This window comes from Janthinobacterium algoris, from assembly GCF_051380935.1.
Lineage (GTDB): Bacteria > Pseudomonadota > Gammaproteobacteria > Burkholderiales > Burkholderiaceae_D > Janthinobacterium.
On sequence record NZ_JBNYXZ010000001.1, the window covers coordinates 337,460 to 358,501 of the forward strand.

Consider the following 21,042-nt stretch of genomic DNA (forward strand, 5'->3'; position numbering starts at 1 on the left):
ATGTGCGCGCCGTCCGCCATTGCGCCCTGCGCTGTTGCATGACTGCAAATAGACATGCGCGCGGTGGTAGAATCGCTGCCGCAACCCCAATCACACAGGACACCCCTATGACATTTGAATCCCGCCCGAGCGGCCGCGCCGTCGATGCGCTGCGCGCCATCCGCATCACCCGCCAGTACACCAAGCATGCCGAAGGCTCGGTACTGATCGAGTGCGGCGACACCAAGGTCATCTGCACCGCCAGCATCGAAGACAAGGTGCCGGGTTTCCTGAAAGGCAAGGGCCAGGGCTGGTTGACGGCCGAGTACGGCATGCTGCCCCGTTCGACGCACACGCGCATGGACCGCGAAGCGGCGCGTGGCAAGCAGTCCGGCCGCACGCAGGAAATCCAGCGCCTGATCGGCCGTTCACTGCGCGCCGCCTTTGATCTGCAAACCTTCGGCGAACGCACCTTGCACCTCGATTGCGATGTGATCCAGGCCGACGGCGGCACCCGCACGGCTTCGATCACGGGCGCCATGGTAGCCGCGTATGACGCGTTTTCCCAGCTGCAGGCGCGCGGCGCGATTGCCGCCATCCCCGTGAAAAGCTTTGTCGCCGCCATCTCGGTGGGTGTCTACCAGGGCATGCCGGTGCTGGACTTGGACTATGTGGAAGATTCGGGCTGCGACACGGACATGAACGTCGTGATGACGGAAGCGGGCCACTTCATCGAAGTGCAGGGCACGGCCGAAGGCGCCGCCTTCGACCGCGCCGGCATGAACCGCTTGCTGGACCTGGCGCAGGGTGGGATTGCGGACCTGATCACCCTGCAGAAGCAGGCGCTCGGACTGTAATCTTTACCTGGATTTACATCCTGTCGCCCGCCGCGCCGGGCAAAAAGCCCACAGTTGCCGCCGTTGAGCGCGGCAATCGGCCAAGGTGAGGGGAGCGCAAAAGGTTTACAATGTCGGCACTTCCACCGGACTACTGACATGACCCAACGCCTCATCCTCGCCTCCAACAACGCCGGCAAGCTCAAGGAATTCAACGAGCTGCTCTCGAGCATCGGTTTTTCCGTCCACGCCCAGGGCGAGTACGCCGTGCCGGAAAGCGACGAACCATTCCACACCTTCGTTGAAAACGCCTTGCAAAAGGCGCGCCATGCGTCGCGCCTGACGGGCTTGCCGGCGCTGGCCGACGATTCGGGCGTGTGCGTCAATGCGCTCGGTGGCGCACCGGGCGTATATTCGGCCCGCTATGCCGGTGAGCCGAAATCGGACGCGGCCAACAGTGCCAAGCTGATCGCCGACCTGGAAGCGCATGCCGACAAGTCCGCGTATTACTACTGCGTGCTGGTGTACGTGCGCCATGCCGACGACCCGCAACCGGTGATCGCCGACGGACGCTGGAATGGAGAGATGATTGCCACGCCGCGCGGCCAGGGCGGTTTTGGCTATGATCCGCATTTCTACCTTCCGGCGCTGGGCAAGTGTGCGGCCGAACTGACGTCCGATGAAAAGAACGCGCTGTCGCACCGTGGCCAGGCCCTGCGCGTGCTGGCCGACAAGCTGCGGACCCTGCGATGATCCCGATCAAACTGGTGGGCGCCGTTGCCAAATCAGCAGCGAAGCCCGGAGCTTCACCCGCGCCGCAGGAAGGCATTTCCGGCGCGGCCGGGGCGGCGCTGAAATACCTGCAGCCGGGCGCGCTGAATCTGACGGCCTTGCCGCCGCTGTCGCTGTACATCCATTTTCCGTGGTGCGTGAAAAAATGCCCGTATTGCGATTTCAACTCGCACGAGGTGCGCGGCGACTTGCCGGAAGAGGAATATCTGGCCGCGCTGCGGCTGGACCTGGAAATGGCGCTGCCGCTGATCTGGGGCCGCAAGATCCACACCATCTTCATCGGCGGCGGCACGCCCAGCCTGATGTCGGCGGCAGGGCTGGACCGCCTGATGTCGGACGTGCGCACCTTGCTGCCCTTGGAGCCCGATTGCGAAATCACCATGGAAGCCAATCCGGGCACCTTTGAAGCGGAAAAATTCAAGTCTTACCGGGCCAGCGGCGTCAACCGCCTGTCGATTGGCATCCAGAGCTTCAATGGCCGCCATCTGCAGGCGCTGGGGCGCATCCATGACGACAATGAAGCGCGCCGCGCGGTGGAGATCGCACACGCCAACTTCGACAATTTCAATCTCGACCTGATGTACGCGCTGCCCACGCAGACCCTGGCCGAAGCGCAGCAGGACCTGGAAACGGCGCTGTCGTTTGCGCCGCCGCACCTGTCGCTGTACCATCTGACCCTGGAGCCGAACACCCTGTTCGCCAAGTATCCGCCGGTGCTGCCGGACGACGACGAAAGCGCCGACATCGCCGACATGGTGGCCGCGCGCGCGGCGCAGGCCGGCTATGGCCGCTACGAAGTGTCGGCCTATGCGCAGCCGGGCCGTCAGGCAAAGCACAACCGCAATTACTGGGAATTCGGCGACTACCTGGGCATCGGCGCGGGCGCGCATTCAAAAATCTCGTTCCCGCACCGCGTGCTGCGCCAGGCCCGCTACAAGCAGCCGCGTGCCTACATGGACGCGGTCGTTGCCGGTAACCCGGTGCAGGAAGAGCGCGAACTGGCGCGCGAGGAAATGGGTTTTGAATTCATGCTCAATACCCTGCGCCTGACGCAGGGCTTTTCGCCCAACCTGTTCGCCGAGCGCACTGGTCTGGCCATCAACGCCATCGAGCAGCCGCTGAATGCGGCCGAGGCGAAAGGCTTGCTGTACCGCGACCACCAGGTCATCCGCCCGACGGAACTGGGATTGCGCTTCCTGAATGACCTGCAGCAGATGTTCCTGGAAGACTGACAGCGTTTAATGAGGACTGCTAATGCGCCGTGGCGGCGCGCAGGCGCTGCAGCTTGGCCGCGTACAGTCCGTGCTCGCTGCGCGTGGTGCTGTTCTCCATCGCCAGTTCCAGTTGCCTGCCCGCCTGTGCCAGCTGCCCCATGCGCGCATAGGCCTGCGCCAGCCAGAAGTGAAATTCATGATAGTAGGGGTCGCGCGCGATCTCGCGCTTGAACAGGCGTGCCGCTTCCTGGTAGTTGTCGCTTTCCATGGCGCGCTGGCCCAGGTTGAAAAAGTGGAAGGGCGGCTCTGGCTGCAGGGCCAGCAATTTGCGTCGCAGCAGTTGCGCTTCGTCCGTGCGTCCCAGGCCGTCGAGTGCCTGCGCCAGATTGGACAGCAGCACGGTGTTCGATGGCGAGCGTTCCAGTGCATAGGCGAGCGTGCGCCGCGCCGGCTCGATGTCGCCGTGACGCAGCTGGATGATGCCCAGGGTATTGAAGGCGCCCGCAAACGTGGGGTCTTGCAGGATGGCGGCGCGGGCATACCAGTAGGCTTGATCGAGCTCGCCGCTGGCCATGGTTTCGGCGGCGCGATTGTTGAGGTACATGGCCAGGATGGTGGCCTCGCCGATTTGTTGCGTGCGCTGGCCGGCGAGGTCTTCGCCTGGCAGGAAGTCGATGAGCAGGATGGCGTCGGCGTCGTAGCCGACCACATTGCTGAGGGGGCGCCGTTCCAGTGCGAGATTGACGTGGCCGGCGACGAAATACATGCCGCCGCTGCGGCTCCAGCTTTCTTCTCCCAGGACCAGCTGGTAGTGCACATCGACTCCCATTTCCTTGGCCAGTGCGGCCGTCATCAGCACCAGGGACAGGCAATTGCCGCTGCGCGCGTCGAACGCCTGCGCCGCCGTGCGCGTCATGGCGGCATCATATTCCAGCTGCAGCCCTTCCCGGTTGCGCAGGGCATCGGCGAGGGCGCGGCGGGGATTCTTGCCGCGCCCCTCGCGCGCGATATCGACACGCACGTAGTGCCGCATGGCGTCGCTCATGGCAAACGCCTGCTGCGGGTCGACCGGCACAGTTGGCGCGGCAAAGCTGGCATCGTTGAACAGGTTGGGCGGAGGCGGGGTGGCGGGCGGCGTGGCGCAACCGGCAAGGGCGGCACACAGCAGCAAGGGGTACAGCAAGCCCAGGCGCATCTGTTCGCTGATGCCGCCGATACCGCGGATACCGCGGATACATTTCATGTTCGTGCTCCCGCAGAACCATGTCAGGCGCAACACGTAGTGCTGCCGGTGGCGCGCCATGCCACCTGAAACAAGTATCCTCGCGCGCCACGGCGCTGTCAAACCCTTTTGACTGGCCCGGTTGCCAGCCTTAAAATTCTTCCCAGTCCTGCTCGCCAGCCACCTGTGCCTGGGGCTTGCGAGCAGGAGCCGCGCGCCTGGCCGCGATTGTCGGCTGCCTGGCCGCTGTGGCGCTCCTGGCCGCTGGTTTGGCCAGTTGGGTGGCCACCGGCCGCGCCGTGCGTACCGGCGCCTTTGTAGCCATGTGTTCGAGCTGGAAGCCGGCTGCCACTTGCGCCAGGCGCGCGGCCTGGTCCTGCATGCTTTCGGCGGCTGCCGCCGCTTCTTCCACCAGGGCCGCATTTTGCTGCGTCACCTGGTCCATCTGCGCGATGGCCTGGTTGACTTGGTCGATGCCCAAGCTTTGCTCGGCGCTGGCGGCAGTGATCTCGGCCATGATGTCGGTGACGCGGCGCACGCTGTCGACCACTTCGCTCATGGTGCTGCCAGCCCGCTGCACCAGCCGCGTGCCGTTGTTGACCTGTTCCACCGAGTCGCCGATCAGGGTCTTGATTTCGCGCGCCGCCGCCGCCGAGCGTTGTGCCAGGCTGCGTACTTCCGTGGCGACGACGGCAAAGCCGCGCCCCTGTTCGCCGGCGCGCGCCGCTTCGACGGCCGCGTTCAATGCCAGGATATTCGTCTGGAAGGCGATGCCGTCGATGACGCCGATGATGTCGACGATTTTCGTCGACGCCGTGTCGATGGCACCCATGGTGTCGACCACCTGGCTGACGATGCTGCCGCCCCGTTCGGCCACACCCGAAGCGGCGACCGCCATCTGGTTGGCCTGGCGCGCATTGTCCGCATTCTGCTTCACGGTGCTGGTCAATTCTTCCATCGACGATGCCGTCTCTTCCAGCGAACTGGCTTGCTGCTCCGTGCGCGCCGACAAATCCTGGTTGCCGGCGGCGATTTCACCCGATGCCGTGGCGATGGCGTTGGTGCCCGTCTGCACTTCCGACACCACCTTGCGCAGTGCCTCGTTCATGCCGTGCAGCGCGCGCATCAAGTCGCCGATTTCATCGCTGGCCGCCGTGCCGAAATGCGTGCGCAAGTCGCCCGCAGCGACCGTCTCGGCCACCTTCACGGCCGCCTGCAGGGGCGCGGTGATCGAGCGCGTGATCAGCCAGGCGCAGATGCTGCCCAGCGCCACCACCAGCGCGCACAGGGTCAGCAGCAGGGTGAAGCTGCGCCCGTTGGCCGCTTCGATCGCTTGCGCCGTGGCGTCGATGGCTTTGCGCTGCTGCGCCAGCAGGGCCTTGACGTTATTCTGGTAATTGGTGGCGGCCGGCGCGAAGCTGTCGCGGTAGGTACTTTCCGCCTGCGCCGCATTGCCGGCCTTGCGCGCATTCATCACCAGGGTCTTGGCATCCTGGTATTTGACGCGCTCGGCGATGGAGGCCTTGAAAATGCTTTTTTCCTCGTCGCTGTCTAGCAGCGCTTCGATTTTCTTCAGCAGTTCGCTGCCTTGCTTGGTGCTGTCGGCGATCGTATCGGCAAACACGCTCGACAGGGTTTCATCCGTGCTTTTGGCGATCATCGAGGTGCGCGCGATGGCCGAGTAAATCAGCACATACCAGTCCGATACCAGGCGCTCCTTGGCCAGCGGTTTTTCCATCATTTGCCGGGTCGCTTCGGCATTTACGCGGGCGCTGTACAGCGCGTACGAGGTGGAGATCACGGACAGCAGCAGCACCAGCGCGAAGCCTGCAGCCAGGCGCGTGCCGATACGAAGGTGGGAGAGGGCATGCATGGTCGAACTCCTGTCGCAAAGGGATTAAGGTTGCCTGTGCGACATAGTATGCACTGAGAAGTGACCAAGAGGTAAGCGAAAAAACTGCCTGTCTTGCTGACTGTTGCAGCCACGCCCGTGCCACAGATCGCCCGCCCCGCGCATGGTGATGGCGGACGAAGCAAGCAACATGCGTGGGTTGCGGGTGGCGGTGGTTTATTGTAGCGCCATTGCTCCCGGCGGCGATGCAATGCAAAAAGCGGCGCCGTGCACTGCACGGACGCCGCTTTTTTGCGGGGAGAGTCAGCGATTAACGCAGCGCCGCGATCATCTGTTTCAGCTTGCCGGAATCGACGCAGAAGGCGCGGATGCCTTCTGCCAGTTTTTCCGTCGCCATCGCGTCTTCATTCATCATGAAGCGGAAGGCTTCTTCGTTGAGCGACATGTGCACAATGTTGGTCGATGGCGCCGCTTCGGCGCTCAGCTTGCGCTCCACCGGCGCCTCGCTGTCGGCCAGCTTTTGTAGCAGGTCGGGACTGATGGTGAGCAGGTCGCAGCCGGCCAGTTCGAGGATTTGCGAGGTGTTGCGGAAGCTGGCGCCCATCACCTCGGTCTTGTAGCCGAACTTGCGGTAGTAATTGTAGATGCGCCGGACCGATTGCACGCCCGGGTCTTCCGCGCCCATGTAATCGATGCCCGTCGATTTCTTGTACCAGTCGTAGATGCGGCCGACGAACGGAGAAATCAGCTGCGCGCCCGCTTCGGCGCAGGCGATGGCCTGCGCCAGCGAGAACAGCAGGGTCATGTTGCAGCGGATGCCTTCCTTTTCCAGGATGGCGGCGGCGCGGATGCCTTCCCAGGTGGAGGCGATCTTGATCAGCACGCGCTCGCGGGCAATGCCCGCGTTCGAATACAGGGCGATCAAGTCGCGGCCCTTGGCCACCGTGCCTTGCGTGTCGAACGACAGGCGCGCATCGACTTCGGTGGAGACGCGGCCGGGGATGGTTTGCAGGATTTCCACGCCAAACGCGATCAGCAGGCGGTCGATGATTTCGGCGGTGGAGGCGTTCGGATGGTCGCGCACGGCCTTTTCCAGCAGCGGCTTGTATTCATCCTTCTGCACGGCCTTCAGGATCAGCGAAGGATTCGTCGTCGCGTCGCGCGGCGTGTAGGCCTGAATCGATTGGAAGTCGCCAGTGTCGGCCACCACGGTAGTAAATTGCTTCAGTTGTTCGAGTTGGTTCATGGCTGCACAGGAAAGAGTGAAAGGGCTTGCCGGAGTATTGTACCGAATCCATTGCACGAAGCACCGACTATTGTCTTCCCCGCGCACTACTTGCTCAATTGAATCTTGCTTTTTTAAGAACTCGCGCATAATTGCCTGGACTTGTTTATTTTGCACATTGTTTTTATAAGCAATGTGCGATGCCACACTCCAGATGAAGAGCATCTTTTGACACAAGATATCGTTAGCGCAGTGGCCGCCTTCAATGGCGCGACACGCCTGTATGCATTGTCCATCGGCGCCGATGGCCAGGACAGCGGCTTGCTGGTCGAGGCCTTTGCGGCCGACGAGGCACTGCAAACCATCGGCGCGCGCGACATCATCGCCTTGTCCACCAGCGCCCATGTGCCGCTGGCATCCCTGCTGGGCCAGCCGGCCAGCCTGCATATCAGCCTGGCAGACGGCACGCGCACCCAGTTTTCCGGCTACATCAGCGCCGCAGCCATGCTCGGCAGCAATGGCGGACTGGCGCGCTACCGCTTGCGCATCACGCCGTGGCTGTGGTTGCTGACGCAAGTGCGTAACAGCCGCGTCTGGCAAGACAAAACCGTGACAGCCATCGTCGACGAGGTATTGCAGGCGTATGCGCCGCACGCGCTGTGGCGCTGGAGCGACGAGGTCGCGTCGTGCATGCAGGAAGCGGGCGAACGCAGCTATTGCTGCCAGTACCGCGAATCGGATTTCGATTTCGTGCGCCGCCTGCTGACCGAAGAAGGGCTGGCCTGGCGGTTTGACGATCAGACGCTGATTGTCTTTGCCGACAGCAGCCAGGCTTGTGCCACGCCCGAGGACGCCAGCAGCGTGCAAGGCAGCGGCTTGCGTTTTCATGGCGCGCGCGTCGGCGAGCTGGGCGACAGCGTGCAAGCCTTGAGCGCGCGGCGCAGCCTGCACGTCGGGCTGAGCAGCGTGCTCAGTTACGATTACAAGGCCAAGAAGGCGGTCGCGGCCAGCGTGCCGACGAATATGGTTCTCGGCGGCAAGAACGCGCCGCTGCTGGAAAGCTACGACACACCGGGCCAGTACTGGTATGCGAATGGCGTCCAGGCGCAGCGCTACGCGCGGTTGCAGATGCAGGCCTACGAAGCGCGCGCCCAGCAGTGGCAGGCGCGTTCGACCGTGCGCACCTTGCGCGCCGGCACGCGCTTTACCCTGACGCAGGGACCGTTGCAGCCAGCCGACGGTGCCGCACCCGAGTATGTCGTGCTGCGCGTGGCCAGCATCGGCGTCAACAACCTGCCGGCGCCGGCCTTGGAGGGATTGGCGGAACTGTTCGGCCCGATAGCGGAATTGCTGGAAGAAAGCGTGGCAGAGTGGGGCGCAGGGTTTCCCGATTTCGCCGCCGCGCTTGCCCAGGCGCAAGCCAGCGGTTACGCCAACTGCATCGAGATGATCACCGCAAGCACGCCGTGGCGTCCGGTGCACGATGACAACGATGCGCGCCAGCACGCCACGCCGACCGCCCTGGGCAGCCAGAGCGCCATCGTCGTGGGCGCCGACGGCAATGACGTGGCCAGCGGCGCCGATGAAATCTATTGCGACAAGCTGGGGCGGGTGCGCATCCGCTTTCACTGGCAGCAAGGGCAGCAGGGGCAGCAGGGAATGGGCGCGACGTGCTGGGTACGGGTGGCGCAGCGCGCGGCCGGCGGCGGCATGGGCAGCCAGTTCCTGCCGCGTATCGGCCAGGAAGTGCTGGTGCAATTTCTGGAAAACGATATCGACCGGCCCGTCATCATCGGCGCCCTGTACAACGGGCAGGGCGAGGGCGGCACCGTACCCACGCCGGGCGGCATGGCGCGTGAGCAAAACGATGCCGGCGTATTCCAGCCGGCGCACGACCACGCCATCGCGGGCCAGGGCAACTTGGCGGGCGGCAACAGTCCGCTGTGGCATGGCGCCGCAGGTGCCAGCGCGGCGCACCGCAATGGCGCAGCGCAATGGGGCATCCGCAGCAAGGAGTTCGGCAAGGCGGGCCGCGCGGCGGGCTATAACCAGTTGCTGTTCGACGACACCGACAGCCAGGGCCGGGTGCAACTGAAAAGCAGCCATGCGGCCAGCGAACTGAACCTGGGCCACCTGATCCATGGCGCCGACAATTATCGCGGCAGCCTGCGCGGCGCCGGTGCGGAGTTGCGCACCGATGCGTATGGCGCGGTGCGCGCCAAGGCGGGCTTGCTGGTGAGCAGCTATGTGCTCAGGCACGACGCCGCGCAACGCGATCCGGCCGGCGACAATGCCGGCGGCATGGCATTGTTGAAACAGGCTGTACTGCTGGGCGACACCTTCAGCCAGGCCGCCAAGACGCACCAGACAGTGGCCTACGCCAGCCATGTCGGCGCCAGCGCGCCGAACGCCAGCGAGCTCGACGACAAGGCCGCGCCGCTCAAGGCGATGCTGGCCAGCGTCTCCGGCATGCATGAACAGTTGCCGCAAACAAAGGACGCCATCATCGCGCTTGCCGCCAGGGCTGGACTGGGCGTCGTCGCAGGGCAAGACATGCAACTGGTCAACGGCGAAACCGTCACCGTGATGAGCGGCCAAGATACCCAGTTCAGCAGCGGCGGAAAACTGCGCGTGCATAGCGGCCAGGCCATCGGCATGCTGGGCGGCGTGGTCACGGCGGGCGAGAACAATATCGGCCTGCAGCTGATCGCCGCCAAACAGGCCATCGACCTGCAGGCGCAGGCCGACGTGCTCAAGGTGCAGGCGCGCGAAGAGGTCAACGTCATCAGCGCCAACGCGCACATCGACTGGGCGGCGGCGAAAAGCATCCGCCTGTCGACGGCGGGCGGGGCCAACATCACCATCGAGGGTGGCAATATCACGATCCAGTGCCCGGGCAAGATCACGGTATATGCCGGCAAGAAGAGTTTTATCGGGCCGACACGGCTGGCTTATCCGTTGCCGGCGCTGCCTGCCAGCGTCTGCAAAGCGTGTCTGCTGGCAGCGTTGCGTAGCGGTAGCCCATTTGTCGCGCCCACGGCAGCCTAGAAAGGAGCCCTGATGTACTTTGCCATCGATGTTCCCGACCCAGAAGTTCCAGTGCTGATTGCACAGCAACTGCAGGCCTTGCGCGCGGAGGCGGCGGTGGCGAACGGCGGCCAGCCCTTGCACTTGCTGGCGCTGCTGGACGGCGCCTGCGATGAGGAGTTTTTCACCAAGCGCTACCCGAGCCGCTTGCGGCGCCAGTCGCTGTATGCGCACACCTCGCTGCAAAATTTCAAGAGTGCCGCACCGCATTTAATGGCGGCGCCATCGACAAGCAGCGAGCAGGCCGAGTGGCTGCAGCGCCTGTTTTCGCTGTGCGCAGGCAATCCCATGCTCAGCATCATCGCCAGCACGCTAAATATCGACCAGCTGGAGCAGCATCTGCGCCCCTATTTGATTGCCATTACGCCAGACACCGTCGAATGGCCCGTGCGCTGGGCCGATAGCCGCACATTGCCGGCCTTGCTGGCAGCCTTGACTGAAACGCAGTCTGCGCATTTGCTGAGCCCCATCTACCGCTGGTGGTCGCTGCGGCGCGATGGCTCCCTGATCAGTTGGCAGGGCGAGGCGCAGCCTAGGCCTGTCCCGGCGGAGTTTGACAAATTCCCCCTCAGCGACACCGCCTTTGCCGCCTTGGTGGATATCGCCGAGGCCGACGCCATCCTGGCCAATCTGCATGATGTGCAGCCGGACCTGTTTCATTCCGGCACCCCGGCCGAGTGTCACGCGCGCGTGGCGCGTCATTTGCTTGTGGCAAGCGCCAGCGGCATCGAGGCGGCGGGCCAGCGTCAGCATTTCAGCGCCCTGGCCTTGATGCTGGCCGATGACTTTACCTTGCATCCTGCGATGGCCAGCCTGTTGCGGCGGACGCGCCAGGGTGCGAATTACCTATCCGAACTCGACGCGCTACCCGACGATTTCTGGCAGGCGCGCTCGGCTGCCTAGCCATGTTCCTTCAACTGCTTACTTTTATAAAGGGGAAATTATGAAATGGATTATTTATCTTGGCGCTGCCTTGCTGCTGAGCGGTTGCGCCCTCAAGGCCAGGCAGGTTGAGGAAGCCGGCCCAAGTCCTACCGCGACGGCGCAGGTGGGTATTGTCAACCATACGGGGAAGTATATTTATTCCGCATCGGTTGATGGGGCCGGAGGGGGGAATATGGCCAGATGGGGGGCGGGACTTGCCAATATTTGCTGCGCATCCATTCCTCGAGTGTGGTATCCGGGAATGAAAGTCTTGGTGCGTTGGAATATGCCTGAAGGGCGTACCGACGTTATCAAAGAAAAAATGGTGGAAGTGGAAAAATATGATAGGCCGGGAGATATTTATATGCATTTTTTTGAGAATGACGAGGTGAGAGTGGTTGTGTCAAATGCCGGAGGGCCTAGCAAAATTCATCCTATTCTTCATTCCGGAAAACCTGCCAATATCCCTTGATATTATGATTAGCAAAACTCCCACCTCTGCGCCGTTTCCCGTCGATTTTTTTCTAAAACTATCGACGCGAGAGCAATCCAAAATTGCGAAGGAGATATGTGATAATAAAGATAACGCTCCATGTAATATTCCAGTGAGGGTTGGAATTTTCTTTGATGGAACCAATAATAACCTGGAGCGCGATAGGAATGGGGTTAGGACAGGCGTGCTCGATCCGAGAACGAAGAAGCCTACCCCTATAAATAATGTTGTGATAGACTCCAATGAAGCCAGTCATAGTAATGTGGCGCGTTTATTTTCGGCATATCCTGGTGATAAAACAAAAAATGGATATTTCTCATATTATATTCCTGGCGTGGGAACGCCATTTAAGGAGATAGGCGAATTAACTGAATCGGATGAGGGTAAAGCTTTTGCCAAAGGAGGGCAGGCGCGAATTATATGGGGGTTATTGCAAGTTTTAAATGCAATTCATCGAGTGATATATGGAAGTGACACGCCATTATATGAATCAGATAAGGCCGGTGAACTTTCCCGTACCTATGATAATGCCGTAGGCCACGAAAAGGTAGCGCATCCCTCAACCGGCAGGGAGCGCTTCATGACCCACTCGGACTGGTTCGCTGAGCATATTGAAAAACTTAAAGCCGCGATGGCGGCACAACCCAAGCCGCATATTCCATCGCTGACCTTGTCGGTGTTCGGTTTTTCGCGTGGCGCTGCCGAGGCGGTGGCGTTTTGCCAGCTGTTTGCCGATTTGCTCACGCCACGCGAAGGTGAGGTGCAGGAGTTTGCCGGCATCCTCGCCAGCATCGATTTTCTTGGCGTCTTTGACACGGTGGCAACTGTGGGCAGCTCGGCGTCTGTCGCGAAAACCACGATTGCGCCTGGCGCGATGTTCGATGGCCATTGGGCCTGGGCTAATGAATTGCTCAAGCCACTGCCTCTTTGCGTCAAGGCTGGCTTGCATAGTATTGCCGCGCATGAACAGCGCATGAATTTTCCCGTCACGCGCCTGACGGGGAAAATCGAGGAAGTGTATTTTCCTGGCGTACACTCCGACGTGGGAGGCGGCTATGGTCCGGGCGAGCAAGGAAAGGGCCGCGGCGGACAAGCGGCCTTGCTGTCGCAAATCCCGCTGGCGCATATGTTCAAGGAGGCGCGCCTCAAGGGCGTACCCTTGATACCGTTCAGCGAACTGGAACTTCGCGATCAGGAGGATTTCCTGGTCAGTCAAGAGCTTGCCAAGGCATGGGAAGCGTATACCGCCGAGCTTGCCAAGCAAGGCGACTTGCTGAGCAAGCATATGCAACTGTATTACCGCTGGCGCGCCGTGCGCGTTAAGACCCTGGAAGCCACGACCAGCTTCAAGGCGGCCAGCGCGCAGGAGCGGGAGGATCTGGGTTCCTACAACCGCTTGCTGGCAGGCGATCTGGAAGCGCTGCGCGCGCGCAAAGCTTTCCTTCATGGCGATGAGGGGCAACCGTTCATCGCGCAGGATAGCAAGCGCATCAATCACTGGCAATTTTATCGGGCTCAAAATCATATATACCTGGATAAATGGGAAGCATGGGCGCTCGACATATTCGATCACCCCGAACCGCTGCCACCCGAAGTGATGCGTTTTTTTGACGACTATGTACACGATTCGCTGGCCGGCTTTTATATGGCGGGCGAAGTGACGGAATACGATAAGCGGGCCAAGATCGCCTCGTTCGCCAATAAACCGCCTAAAGACGGCTTTTATAAACGCGCGTATGAGCTCAACCGTAAAACGGAAGCCGCGCAACTGAAACAGAAGAATGGCGAAGCATTAACGCCGGAAGAGGAAGCACTGGTCAAGGAAGCGCAGTATGGCACCCCCTATCCGATCCGCACAGATGCCGACAGCGCCGACATGCGCAGCGGGGCGATTACCACGCAAACCTATACGCGGCGCGAGGGCGGTGGTTATATCCTGCGCCGTGGCTACTATCCGCAAAGCGGCTTCTTTAGGAAAAGCGTGCACGAGAAGGAACTGCAACGCATGCCGACGGCCGGCATCAGGGCGAAAGAAGCACCCGAAGAATTCGTGTGGAGCGAAAACTTGGTACAGGATATTGCGCAGGCCAAAGCCGATGAAGAGATTTACCTGGCGCAGCAGCGCTACGCAACGCGGATCGAGGCGCTCGCATAGAGCGTGATTTCAGTGCGGCTGGAGCCGAAAGGAAAATTTTGAAATGGATTATTTATCTTGTCACTGCCTTGCTGCTGAGCGGCTGTGCGTTCAAGGCCAGGCAGGTTGAGGAAGCCGGTCCAAGTGCTACTGCGGGAGCGCAGGTGGGTATAGTCAACCATACGGGGAAGTATATTTACTCCGCATCGGTGGATGGGGCCGGAGGCGCCAATATGGCTAGGTGGGGAGCGGGAGGGGCAGAAATTTGCTGTGCCTCTATCCCGAGAGTGTGGTACCCGGGAATGATGGTTCTGGTGCGGTGGGATATGCCAGAAGAACATACGCATATTGTCAAAGAAAAAATGGTGGAGGTGGAAAAATACGATGAAACAGGAAGTATCTATATCCATTTTTTTCCAAACGACGAAGTTCGGGTTGTGGTTTCAATTTATCCCGGATATAGCACTGCTCATCCGATACGCCACTATGGGAAACCAAAGGATCCCAATTCTTAGACACGGATGGTGGGCTGATCTTTCGATGCAAAGGCTGCGCGTGTATCGGTTCTTCATGTGGGATCAAGGAAGAGACATCCTGGTCCGATGGAGACGTTTGGATAAGGAGCGGCACCAGCGAGGCTGGCGCCGATGCGGGATCAACCGATGAAGGAGTCGAACTGCATATCGAATTCCTGCAGCGCCTTCTGTGCATTCTGCATCTTCTTGCGGAATTCAGGTCCACGTTGCAGGGCCAGGCCCACGGCCAGCACGTCGATCACCACCAGGTAGGCCAGGCGGGCGGAAATCGGGGTGTAGGGGTCGGTGTTGAAGACCAGGTCGATCGGGATCAGTACGGTCGCCAAGTCGGCCAGCGGCGTGCCCGAGGGGGCCAGCACGACGACGTCGGCGCCGCCGCGGCGCGCCAGTTTCACGGAGCGCACGAGGGCGGGGCTGTTGCCGCGCTGCGAGATGGCCACCAGGCAGTCGCCGCCGCGCAGCAGGGCCGCGGCGATGCTATGGATGTTCGGATCGCTGTAGGCCACCGTCGGTACGCCCGAGCGGAAGAACTTGTGCTGCGCGTCGGCCGCCACGATGCCGGACGTGCCCTGGCCATAGAATTCGATCTTGCTGGCGCGCGACAGGATGTCGAGCGCGCGCTGGATCGCTTCCGGATTCAGGTTGTTGCGCAGGTCGAGCAGGGTATTGATCGAGCGGCTGCAGATTTTATTCACCAGGTCGGCCGCCAGGTCGTCCTGCGCCGGCTGTTCGTTCGCGCCCGGCATGGCCAGGGCCAGGCCTTGCGCCAGCTTCAGCTTGAATTCATGCCAGCCGTCGTAGCCCAGGGTGCGGCAAAAGCGCACCACGGTCGGTTCCGACACCTGCGCACTTTTCGCCAGCGCCGTGATGTTCTGGCTGACCGTCTGGTTCGGCTGGTCAAGCACGGCCAGCGCGACCTTCTTCTCCGACTTGGAGAGCGAATCGAGCTGGGTGCGGATGGAGTCAAGCAGCATCAGGATAATCTTCTGGGTAGGTGTTCAGGAGTGGGAAATGGGAGATTGGCCTGCCCAGGCATGGGCAGGCCCTTGCATTGCCGGTTAATCCTCGGGTAAGGCTTCTTCACGCCACTGCAAGCCATCGCGCCCGATCAGGGCGCTGGCCGCGGCCGGGCCCCAGGTGCCGGCCGTGTACGGAATCGGCGCGCTGTCGTTCTGTTCCCAGTTGTCGAGTATCGGTTCGACCCATTCCCAGGCCGCTTCCAGTTCGTCGCCGCGCATGAACAGGGTCAGCTGGCCGCGCAGGACGTCGAGCAGCAGGCGCTCGTAGGCATCCATGCGCGGCGTCTTGAACGATTCGCGGAAATCGAGTTCCAGTTCCGCCGGTTTCAAGCGCATGCCGTCGCCCGGGGTTTTTGCCATCAAATTCATGCGCAAGCCTTCGTCGGGCTGCAAACGGATCACCAGGCAGTTCGGCTGGAAGCTGGAGGTGGGCTGGTTGAAGATCGAGTGGGGAATTTGCTTGAAGCGCACGACGATCTCGGCCAGGCTGTCAGCCATGCGTTTGCCCGTGCGCAGGTAGAACGGCACGCCGGCCCAGCGCCAGGTATCAATTTCCGCCTTCAGCGCGACAAAGGTCTCGGTGTGCGAATGCTCGGGCGCGTCCGGCTCGTCGCGGTAGCTCGGCACGGTGACGCCGTCGACGTGGCCTGCGCGGTACTGGCCACGCACGATGTTTTGTGCCAGGGTGGTGGGCGTGAATTTTTTCAGCGAGCGCAGCACTTGTAGTTTCTCATCGCGCACGGCATCCGGTGCGATCGAGGTCGGCGGTTCCATGGCGACGATGCACAGCAGTTGCAGCAGATGGTTTTGCAGCATGTCGCGCAGCGCGCCCGAGGTGTCGTAGTAACCCATGCGGTTGCCCACGCCGAGTTTCTCGGCGATGGTGATCTGCACATCGGAAATCCATTCGCGGCGCCACAGCGGCTCGAACAGAATGTTGCCGAAACGCAGAGCCAGCAAATTCTGCACGGTTTCCTTGCCCAGGTAATGGTCGATACGGTAGATTTGCGATTCCTGGAAGACCTTGCCCACTTCTGCATTGATCTGCTTGGCGCTGGCCAGGTCGCGGCCCAGCGGTTTTTCCAGCACCACGCGCGAATTCGGCGTCACCAGGCCGTTGTCTTCCAGGTTGTCGCAGATCAGCGCGAACAGATGCGGCGGCGTCGCCAGATAGTACACGCGCGTCAGGTCGGCATCGCCGCGCAGCGCTTCGACCAGCGGCGCGTACGTGGCCGCATCGCTGGCGTTGAGCGACACATACACGATGCGCGCGCAGAATTTGCTCCAGGTGGCGGCATTCAGGGTGCTGGCCTTGATGTGGGGGCGCGAGTTGGTCTCTACCATCTTCAGGAAGGCATCCTGGCCGCTGTCCTGGCGGCCCACACAGATGATGCGCGCCGTCGGCGGCAAATCGTTCGCGACGTCGCGCGCGTACATTGCAGGCAGCAACTTGCGCATTGCTAAATCGCCGCTGCCGCCAAACAGGACCAGGTCAAAATCGGTAAGTGCCATAAGTGAGTGTCGTCGCAAAAGTAAAAGAGCCGGAGCGGGGAGGAGGCCGACCGGAAGTGCCAGTCTGTCGTTACTATATTCGGTGGTGTAAATTTACTACGTAGAACAGGCAATTGCAAGAAATTTTACTACATTCCATTCCCTGGCGTCGCAGTTTTGCCCGGTATGCGCGCCTGCGACGCTGGCAAGACCATTATATGCCGTTCGCTGGCGCTGGTGCGCCGTCACGCTTCGCACAGGACTTTTCAAAGCAACCATGGTTGCCAAGGAAATTTTCGATTCTCTCCATCATCATTTGCGCTGTAGCAACAAGCAAATCAAGAAATACTGTCAGGATCGCCGTTGGCAGCGTAAAGTAGCTTTGAAGAAAGTAAAAAAACGTATAATTCAAGCTGAAATCAATAGTAACTATTGGTTGTACTACACTGCACCGCTAGCGCCGGCCATGCCCCGAACCCGCCATCCGACGTCCGTGCGACGTGCAGTCCGCACTGCCCGCAGCATCACGGGTAGGCAGACTTAACTTTACAAGACGGCTCAAGGGGACACAATGAATTCAATGCAGCAAGATGTCGATGAACGCACCAGCCTGACAGGCAATAACAAATTCGAACTGTTCCTGTTCAAGCTGGGCACCAGTGATCACTCGACCAGCCGCGAACTCTTCGGCATCAATGTGTTCAAAGTCCGTGAAATCATGGAAATGCCGCTCATCACGGCGGTAGCCGGTTCGCATCCGCACATGTTGGGCGTGGTCAATATTCGCGGCCAGATCGTACCCGTGATCGATTTGCCGATGGCCGTCGGCTGCAAGAGCAGCGGCTTGAAGATTTTGATGGTAACGGAATTCGCCCGTTCGACCCAGGCATTCGCCGTGGAAGAGGTCGATGAAATAGTGCGCCTGGAATGGAATCAGGTCCTGTCGGCCGAATCGAGCGTCGGTGGCGGCCTCGTCACAAGTATCGCGCGCCTCGATGGCGACACGGACAAGACGCGCCTGGCGCAAGTGCTGGACGTGGAGCAAATCCTGCGTAACGTGCTGCCGTCTGGCGATCCCGATGTGGACCAGAACAGCATCGGCCCGCAAGTGCGCTTGCCGGCCGGTGCCGTGATCCTTGCGGCCGACGATTCCTCGCTGGCCCGCTCGCTGATCGAAAAGGGCCTCGAAGCGATGGGCGTGCCCTTCATCATGACCAAGACGGGCAAGGAAGCGTGGGAGCGCCTGCAGGCGATCTCGGCCCAGGCGGCGACCGAAGGCAAGACGGCGAAAGACAAGGTCGCGCTGGTGCTGACCGACCTGGAAATGCCGGAAATGGATGGCTTCACTCTGACGCGCAACATCAAGAACGATGGCCGCTTCTCCAACATCCCCGTGGTGATCCACTCGTCGCTGACGGGCTCGACCAACGAAGACCATGTCAAGGGCGTGGGCGCCGATGGTTATGTGGCCAAGTTTGTGGCGGCGGAATTGGCTGAAACCATCCGCAAGGTATTGGCGCGGTAGGCCGGAATGGCGGTAGGTCGGATTAGCGGCGGTAAGCCGCGTAATCCGACCCACGCCGTTGGGCATAAAAAAGCGCCGCTACCCGCGAGGGTCTGGCGCTTTTTTCATGCTTGACAATAGTTATGCCTGATACAGGTTTTCCGGCTGGCCCGCCACGTCCACGCGCACCGACAGCACGTGGCCGCTCAAAGGGTAGTTGGCGATCTCGGCGTTTGATCGCTTGTGGCTGGCGCTGGTGATGTACAGGGTGCGCAGGTCCGGGCCGCCAAAGGTCAGCATGGTGGGGCAGCGCACGGGCACGGTAATTTCGCCCAGCAGGTGACCATCGGGGGCGAAGCGTACAATTTTGCCGCCTTCAAACATGGCCGACCAGTAATTGCCTTCGCTGTCGACGGCTGCGCCGTCCGGGCGTCCGCCGTAGTCTGCCGCTTTTTTATCGGTGGAGAAACGCTGGAATGGTTGCGGCTCGGAAATTGCACCCGTAGCCGCGTCGAAATCGTAGCGGTCGATGCGGTGGGTGGTGGTATCCGCATGGTACATGGTGCGCCCGTCCGGGCTGAAGCCCAGGCCGTTCGACACCGTCATGCCGCCGGACCAGACCTTGCGCACTTGTCCCTTTTCCAGCACGAACATTTCCGCCGCATCGGCGCTGCGCGGCTCGAAAATAGTGCCAACCCAGAAGCGTCCGCTTGGGTCAACCTTGCCATCGTTGAAGCGCGTGGTGGTCATGTCGAACGGCGCCGGGGCGATTTCCGCCAGGCTGCCCGTCTTCGTGTCGAGGTGGGCAAAGCCGCTGCGCAGGGCCACGATCAGACCGCCGCCGGCATTGATGGCCAGCGCCGACGGTTCCGTCGGCATGCTCCACTGCGCATGCTTGCCGCTGGCCGGGTGCAAACGGTGCACGGCGCAGCCATCGATATCGACCCAGTACAGGGCCGCTTCCTTACCATGCCACAGCGGGCATTCGCCCACTTGCATGGCTTTGTCGCTGACTACTTTGATTTCGTAAATATTCATTTATCTCTTTTAATATGCGGCTTTTGCAGCCTTGGCCAGCGCAATCAAGCCATTGGTCGAACTGTCGTGGTGGTCGGGACGGGCTACACCCGTCAGTTCGGCCTGGATTTTCTTGGCCAGTACCTTGCCCAGTTCCACGCCCCACTGGTCGAAGCTGTTGACGTTCCACAGGACGCCCTGCACGAAGGTCTTGTGTTCGTACAGTGCGATCAGGGCGCCCAGGGTGGTCGGGGTCAGCTGGTCCATCAAGATGGTGTTGCTTGGGCGGTTGCCGGGGAAGGTCTTGTGCGGCACCAGCGCTTCGATCTCGTTCTCCGGCAAGCCTTGCGCCTGCAGATCAAGGCGTACTTCCTCGCCCGTCTTGCCCGTCATGAAGGCTTCCGACTGGGCAAAGCAGTTGGCCAACAGGGCGTCGTGGTGGCCGTGCAAATCGTGCGTGGCGCGCAGGGCGGCGATGAAATCGATGGGCGTGATGTCGGTGCCTTGGTGCAGCAACTGGAAATACGCGTGCTGCGCATTCGTGCCGCAATCGCCCCAGATGACGGGGCCGGTCGGTACGTCGACGGGCACGCCATCCTTGGTGACGCGCTTGCCGTTGCTTTCCATGTCCAGCTGTTGCAAATAGGCGGCAAAGCGACTCAAGTCCTGGTGGTAGGGCGCGATGGAAACGGAGCCGCAATCGAGGAACTGGCGGTTCCAGAAGCCCACCATGGCCAGCACTACCGGCATGTTCTGTTCCAGTGGCGCCTGGCGGAAATGTTGGTCCATCGCATGCGCGCCGGCGAGGAAATCGCTGAAGTATTCGAAGCCCACGGACAGCGCCACTGCCAGGCCGATCGAGGACCAGACGGAATAGCGGCCACCGACCCAGTCCCAGAACGGGAACATGTTTTCCGGAGAAATGCCGAAGTCGACGATGGCTTGCGTGTTGGTCGAAACGGCCACAAAATGTTGGGCCAGATCTTTTTCTTCGCCTTCGAGCAGGAACCAGGCGCGCGCCGTGTTGGCGTTGAGCATGGTTTCAGCCGTGACGAAGGTTTTCGAGGCCACGATGAAAAGGGTGGTTTCCGGATCGACTTTGGACAGGGTCGCTTCCATGTCATGCCCGTCGACGTTGGAAACAAAGTGCATTTCCAGGCCTGGGTTGGCGTAGGAACGCAGTGCCAGGCAAGCCATTTTAGGGCCCAGGTCCGAGCCGCCGATGCCGATGTTGACGATGTCGCAAATCGGCTTGCCCGTGTAGCCGAGCCAGTTGCCATTGCGCACCTTGTCCGTAAACGCCTTCACGCGCTGCAGCACATCTTGCACGTCGGCATCGATATCCTGGCCATCGACCACCAGCTTGCTGCCGCGTGGCGCGCGCAGGGCGGTATGCAGAACGGCCCGATGTTCGGTAAGATTGATTTTCTCGCCTGTAAACATCGCTTCGCGCTGCGCTTCCACGTCGCGCTCGCGGGCCAGGTCCATCAGCAGGGCCATGGCGGTGGCGTCAACGCGGTTCTTCGAGTAATCGAGCAGCAGTCCTGCCGCATCGACTGTCATGCTGGAAAAACGCGCGGGGTCAAGAGCGAACAGCTGGCGCAGATGCACTTCGCGCAGGCTGGTGCTATGCGCTTGCAGGGACTGGAAACTGGCGGTGGCGGTGATGGCAGGAGTAGGTACTGGCTGGCGCATGGCGGTCGGCTTGGGTGCTTGT

General features: G+C 61.2%; 16 protein-coding genes. 9 read left to right on the forward strand and 7 right to left on the reverse strand.

Annotation, left to right across the window (positions count from 1 at the left end; all coding sequences use genetic code 11):
• The first annotated feature begins 107 nt into the window (after nucleotides 1-107).
• The 3 genes from rph (at nucleotide 108) to hemW (ending at nucleotide 2,839) form a co-directional block, all read left to right on the forward strand.
• Nucleotides 108-836, forward strand: a complete 729-nt coding sequence (gene rph / locus ACQ4W7_RS01570) for a ribonuclease PH (RefSeq protein ID WP_436527946.1) — start codon at nucleotides 108-110, stop codon at nucleotides 834-836.
• Between the two features lie 138 nt (nucleotides 837-974).
• Nucleotides 975-1,568 carry an RdgB/HAM1 family non-canonical purine NTP pyrophosphatase gene (rdgB, locus tag ACQ4W7_RS01575; protein ID WP_436527948.1) on the forward strand — a complete coding sequence of 198 codons (594 nt, stop codon included), beginning with the start codon at nucleotides 975-977 and terminating at the stop codon, nucleotides 1,566-1,568.
• Complete coding sequence (hemW, locus tag ACQ4W7_RS01580) at nucleotides 1,565-2,839, forward strand: radical SAM family heme chaperone HemW (RefSeq protein ID WP_436527950.1); 1,275 nt, start codon at nucleotides 1,565-1,567, stop codon at nucleotides 2,837-2,839. The genes rdgB and hemW overlap by 4 nt, the downstream gene beginning before the upstream one ends.
• A 19-nt stretch (nucleotides 2,840-2,858) precedes the next feature.
• Here the strand turns inward: hemW and ACQ4W7_RS01585 are convergent, their stop codons facing one another.
• The 3 genes from ACQ4W7_RS01585 to tal all read right to left on the reverse strand — a co-directional run bounded on the left by ACQ4W7_RS01585 (nucleotide 2,859) and on the right by tal (nucleotide 7,141).
• On the reverse strand, nucleotides 2,859-4,064 hold the full coding sequence (locus ACQ4W7_RS01585; protein WP_436527952.1) for a tetratricopeptide repeat protein: 1,206 nt from the start codon (nucleotides 4,062-4,064) through the stop codon (nucleotides 2,859-2,861).
• 130 nt (nucleotides 4,065-4,194) lie between these two features.
• Entirely contained in the window at nucleotides 4,195-5,916 is a 1,722-nt protein-coding gene (locus ACQ4W7_RS01590; protein WP_436527954.1) for a methyl-accepting chemotaxis protein, read from the reverse strand.
• A 289-nt stretch (nucleotides 5,917-6,205) separates the two neighbouring features.
• Nucleotides 6,206-7,141, reverse strand: coding sequence for a transaldolase (gene tal, locus ACQ4W7_RS01595; RefSeq protein WP_426071659.1), 936 nt, complete (start codon nucleotides 7,139-7,141; stop codon nucleotides 6,206-6,208).
• A gap of 207 nt (nucleotides 7,142-7,348) precedes the next feature.
• Between tal and ACQ4W7_RS01600 the strand changes: the two genes are divergently transcribed.
• From ACQ4W7_RS01600 to ACQ4W7_RS01620, 5 genes are read left to right on the forward strand one after another with little or no spacing between them, the layout of a single operon-like run.
• Nucleotides 7,349-10,168: a type VI secretion system Vgr family protein gene (locus tag ACQ4W7_RS01600; RefSeq protein ID WP_436527956.1), complete on the forward strand. Its 2,820-nt coding sequence runs from the start codon at nucleotides 7,349-7,351 to the stop codon at nucleotides 10,166-10,168.
• Between the two features lie 12 nt (nucleotides 10,169-10,180).
• Nucleotides 10,181-11,110, forward strand: coding sequence for a DUF4123 domain-containing protein (locus tag ACQ4W7_RS01605; protein ID WP_436527958.1), 930 nt, complete (start codon nucleotides 10,181-10,183; stop codon nucleotides 11,108-11,110).
• Between the two features lie 40 nt (nucleotides 11,111-11,150).
• Nucleotides 11,151-11,603: a DUF3304 domain-containing protein gene (locus ACQ4W7_RS01610; RefSeq protein ID WP_436527960.1), complete on the forward strand. Its 453-nt coding sequence runs from the start codon at nucleotides 11,151-11,153 to the stop codon at nucleotides 11,601-11,603.
• 4 nt (nucleotides 11,604-11,607) lie between these two features.
• Nucleotides 11,608-13,779, forward strand: a complete 2,172-nt coding sequence (locus ACQ4W7_RS01615) for a phospholipase effector Tle1 domain-containing protein (RefSeq protein WP_436527962.1) — start codon at nucleotides 11,608-11,610, stop codon at nucleotides 13,777-13,779.
• Between the two features lie 38 nt (nucleotides 13,780-13,817).
• Nucleotides 13,818-14,273, forward strand: coding sequence for a DUF3304 domain-containing protein (locus ACQ4W7_RS01620; RefSeq protein WP_436527964.1), 456 nt, complete (start codon nucleotides 13,818-13,820; stop codon nucleotides 14,271-14,273).
• Between the two features lie 140 nt (nucleotides 14,274-14,413).
• Here the strand turns inward: ACQ4W7_RS01620 and ACQ4W7_RS01625 are convergent, their stop codons facing one another.
• Together ACQ4W7_RS01625 and zwf are read right to left on the reverse strand one after the other, a co-directional pair.
• The gene (locus ACQ4W7_RS01625; RefSeq protein WP_034750862.1) at nucleotides 14,414-15,268 is read right to left on the reverse strand and encodes an SIS domain-containing protein; all 855 of its coding nucleotides are present in this window, start codon (nucleotides 15,266-15,268) and stop codon (nucleotides 14,414-14,416) included.
• 84 nt (nucleotides 15,269-15,352) lie between these two features.
• The gene (zwf, locus tag ACQ4W7_RS01630) at nucleotides 15,353-16,825 is read right to left on the reverse strand and encodes a glucose-6-phosphate dehydrogenase (RefSeq protein WP_426071665.1); all 1,473 of its coding nucleotides are present in this window, start codon (nucleotides 16,823-16,825) and stop codon (nucleotides 15,353-15,355) included.
• A 550-nt stretch (nucleotides 16,826-17,375) separates the two neighbouring features.
• On the opposite strand from zwf, the gene ACQ4W7_RS01635 reads away from it, so the two are divergent.
• Entirely contained in the window at nucleotides 17,376-18,329 is a 954-nt protein-coding gene (locus ACQ4W7_RS01635; protein ID WP_436527966.1) for a chemotaxis protein, read from the forward strand.
• A 120-nt stretch (nucleotides 18,330-18,449) separates the two neighbouring features.
• Here ACQ4W7_RS01635 and ACQ4W7_RS01640 read toward each other — a convergent pair whose 3' ends face one another.
• Both ACQ4W7_RS01640 and pgi read right to left on the reverse strand, forming a co-directional pair.
• Entirely contained in the window at nucleotides 18,450-19,346 is an 897-nt protein-coding gene (locus ACQ4W7_RS01640; protein ID WP_436527968.1) for an SMP-30/gluconolactonase/LRE family protein, read from the reverse strand.
• A 9-nt stretch (nucleotides 19,347-19,355) separates the two neighbouring features.
• Nucleotides 19,356-21,020, reverse strand: coding sequence for a glucose-6-phosphate isomerase (gene pgi, locus ACQ4W7_RS01645; RefSeq protein ID WP_436527970.1), 1,665 nt, complete (start codon nucleotides 21,018-21,020; stop codon nucleotides 19,356-19,358).
• Between the last annotated feature and the right edge of the window lie 22 nt (nucleotides 21,021-21,042).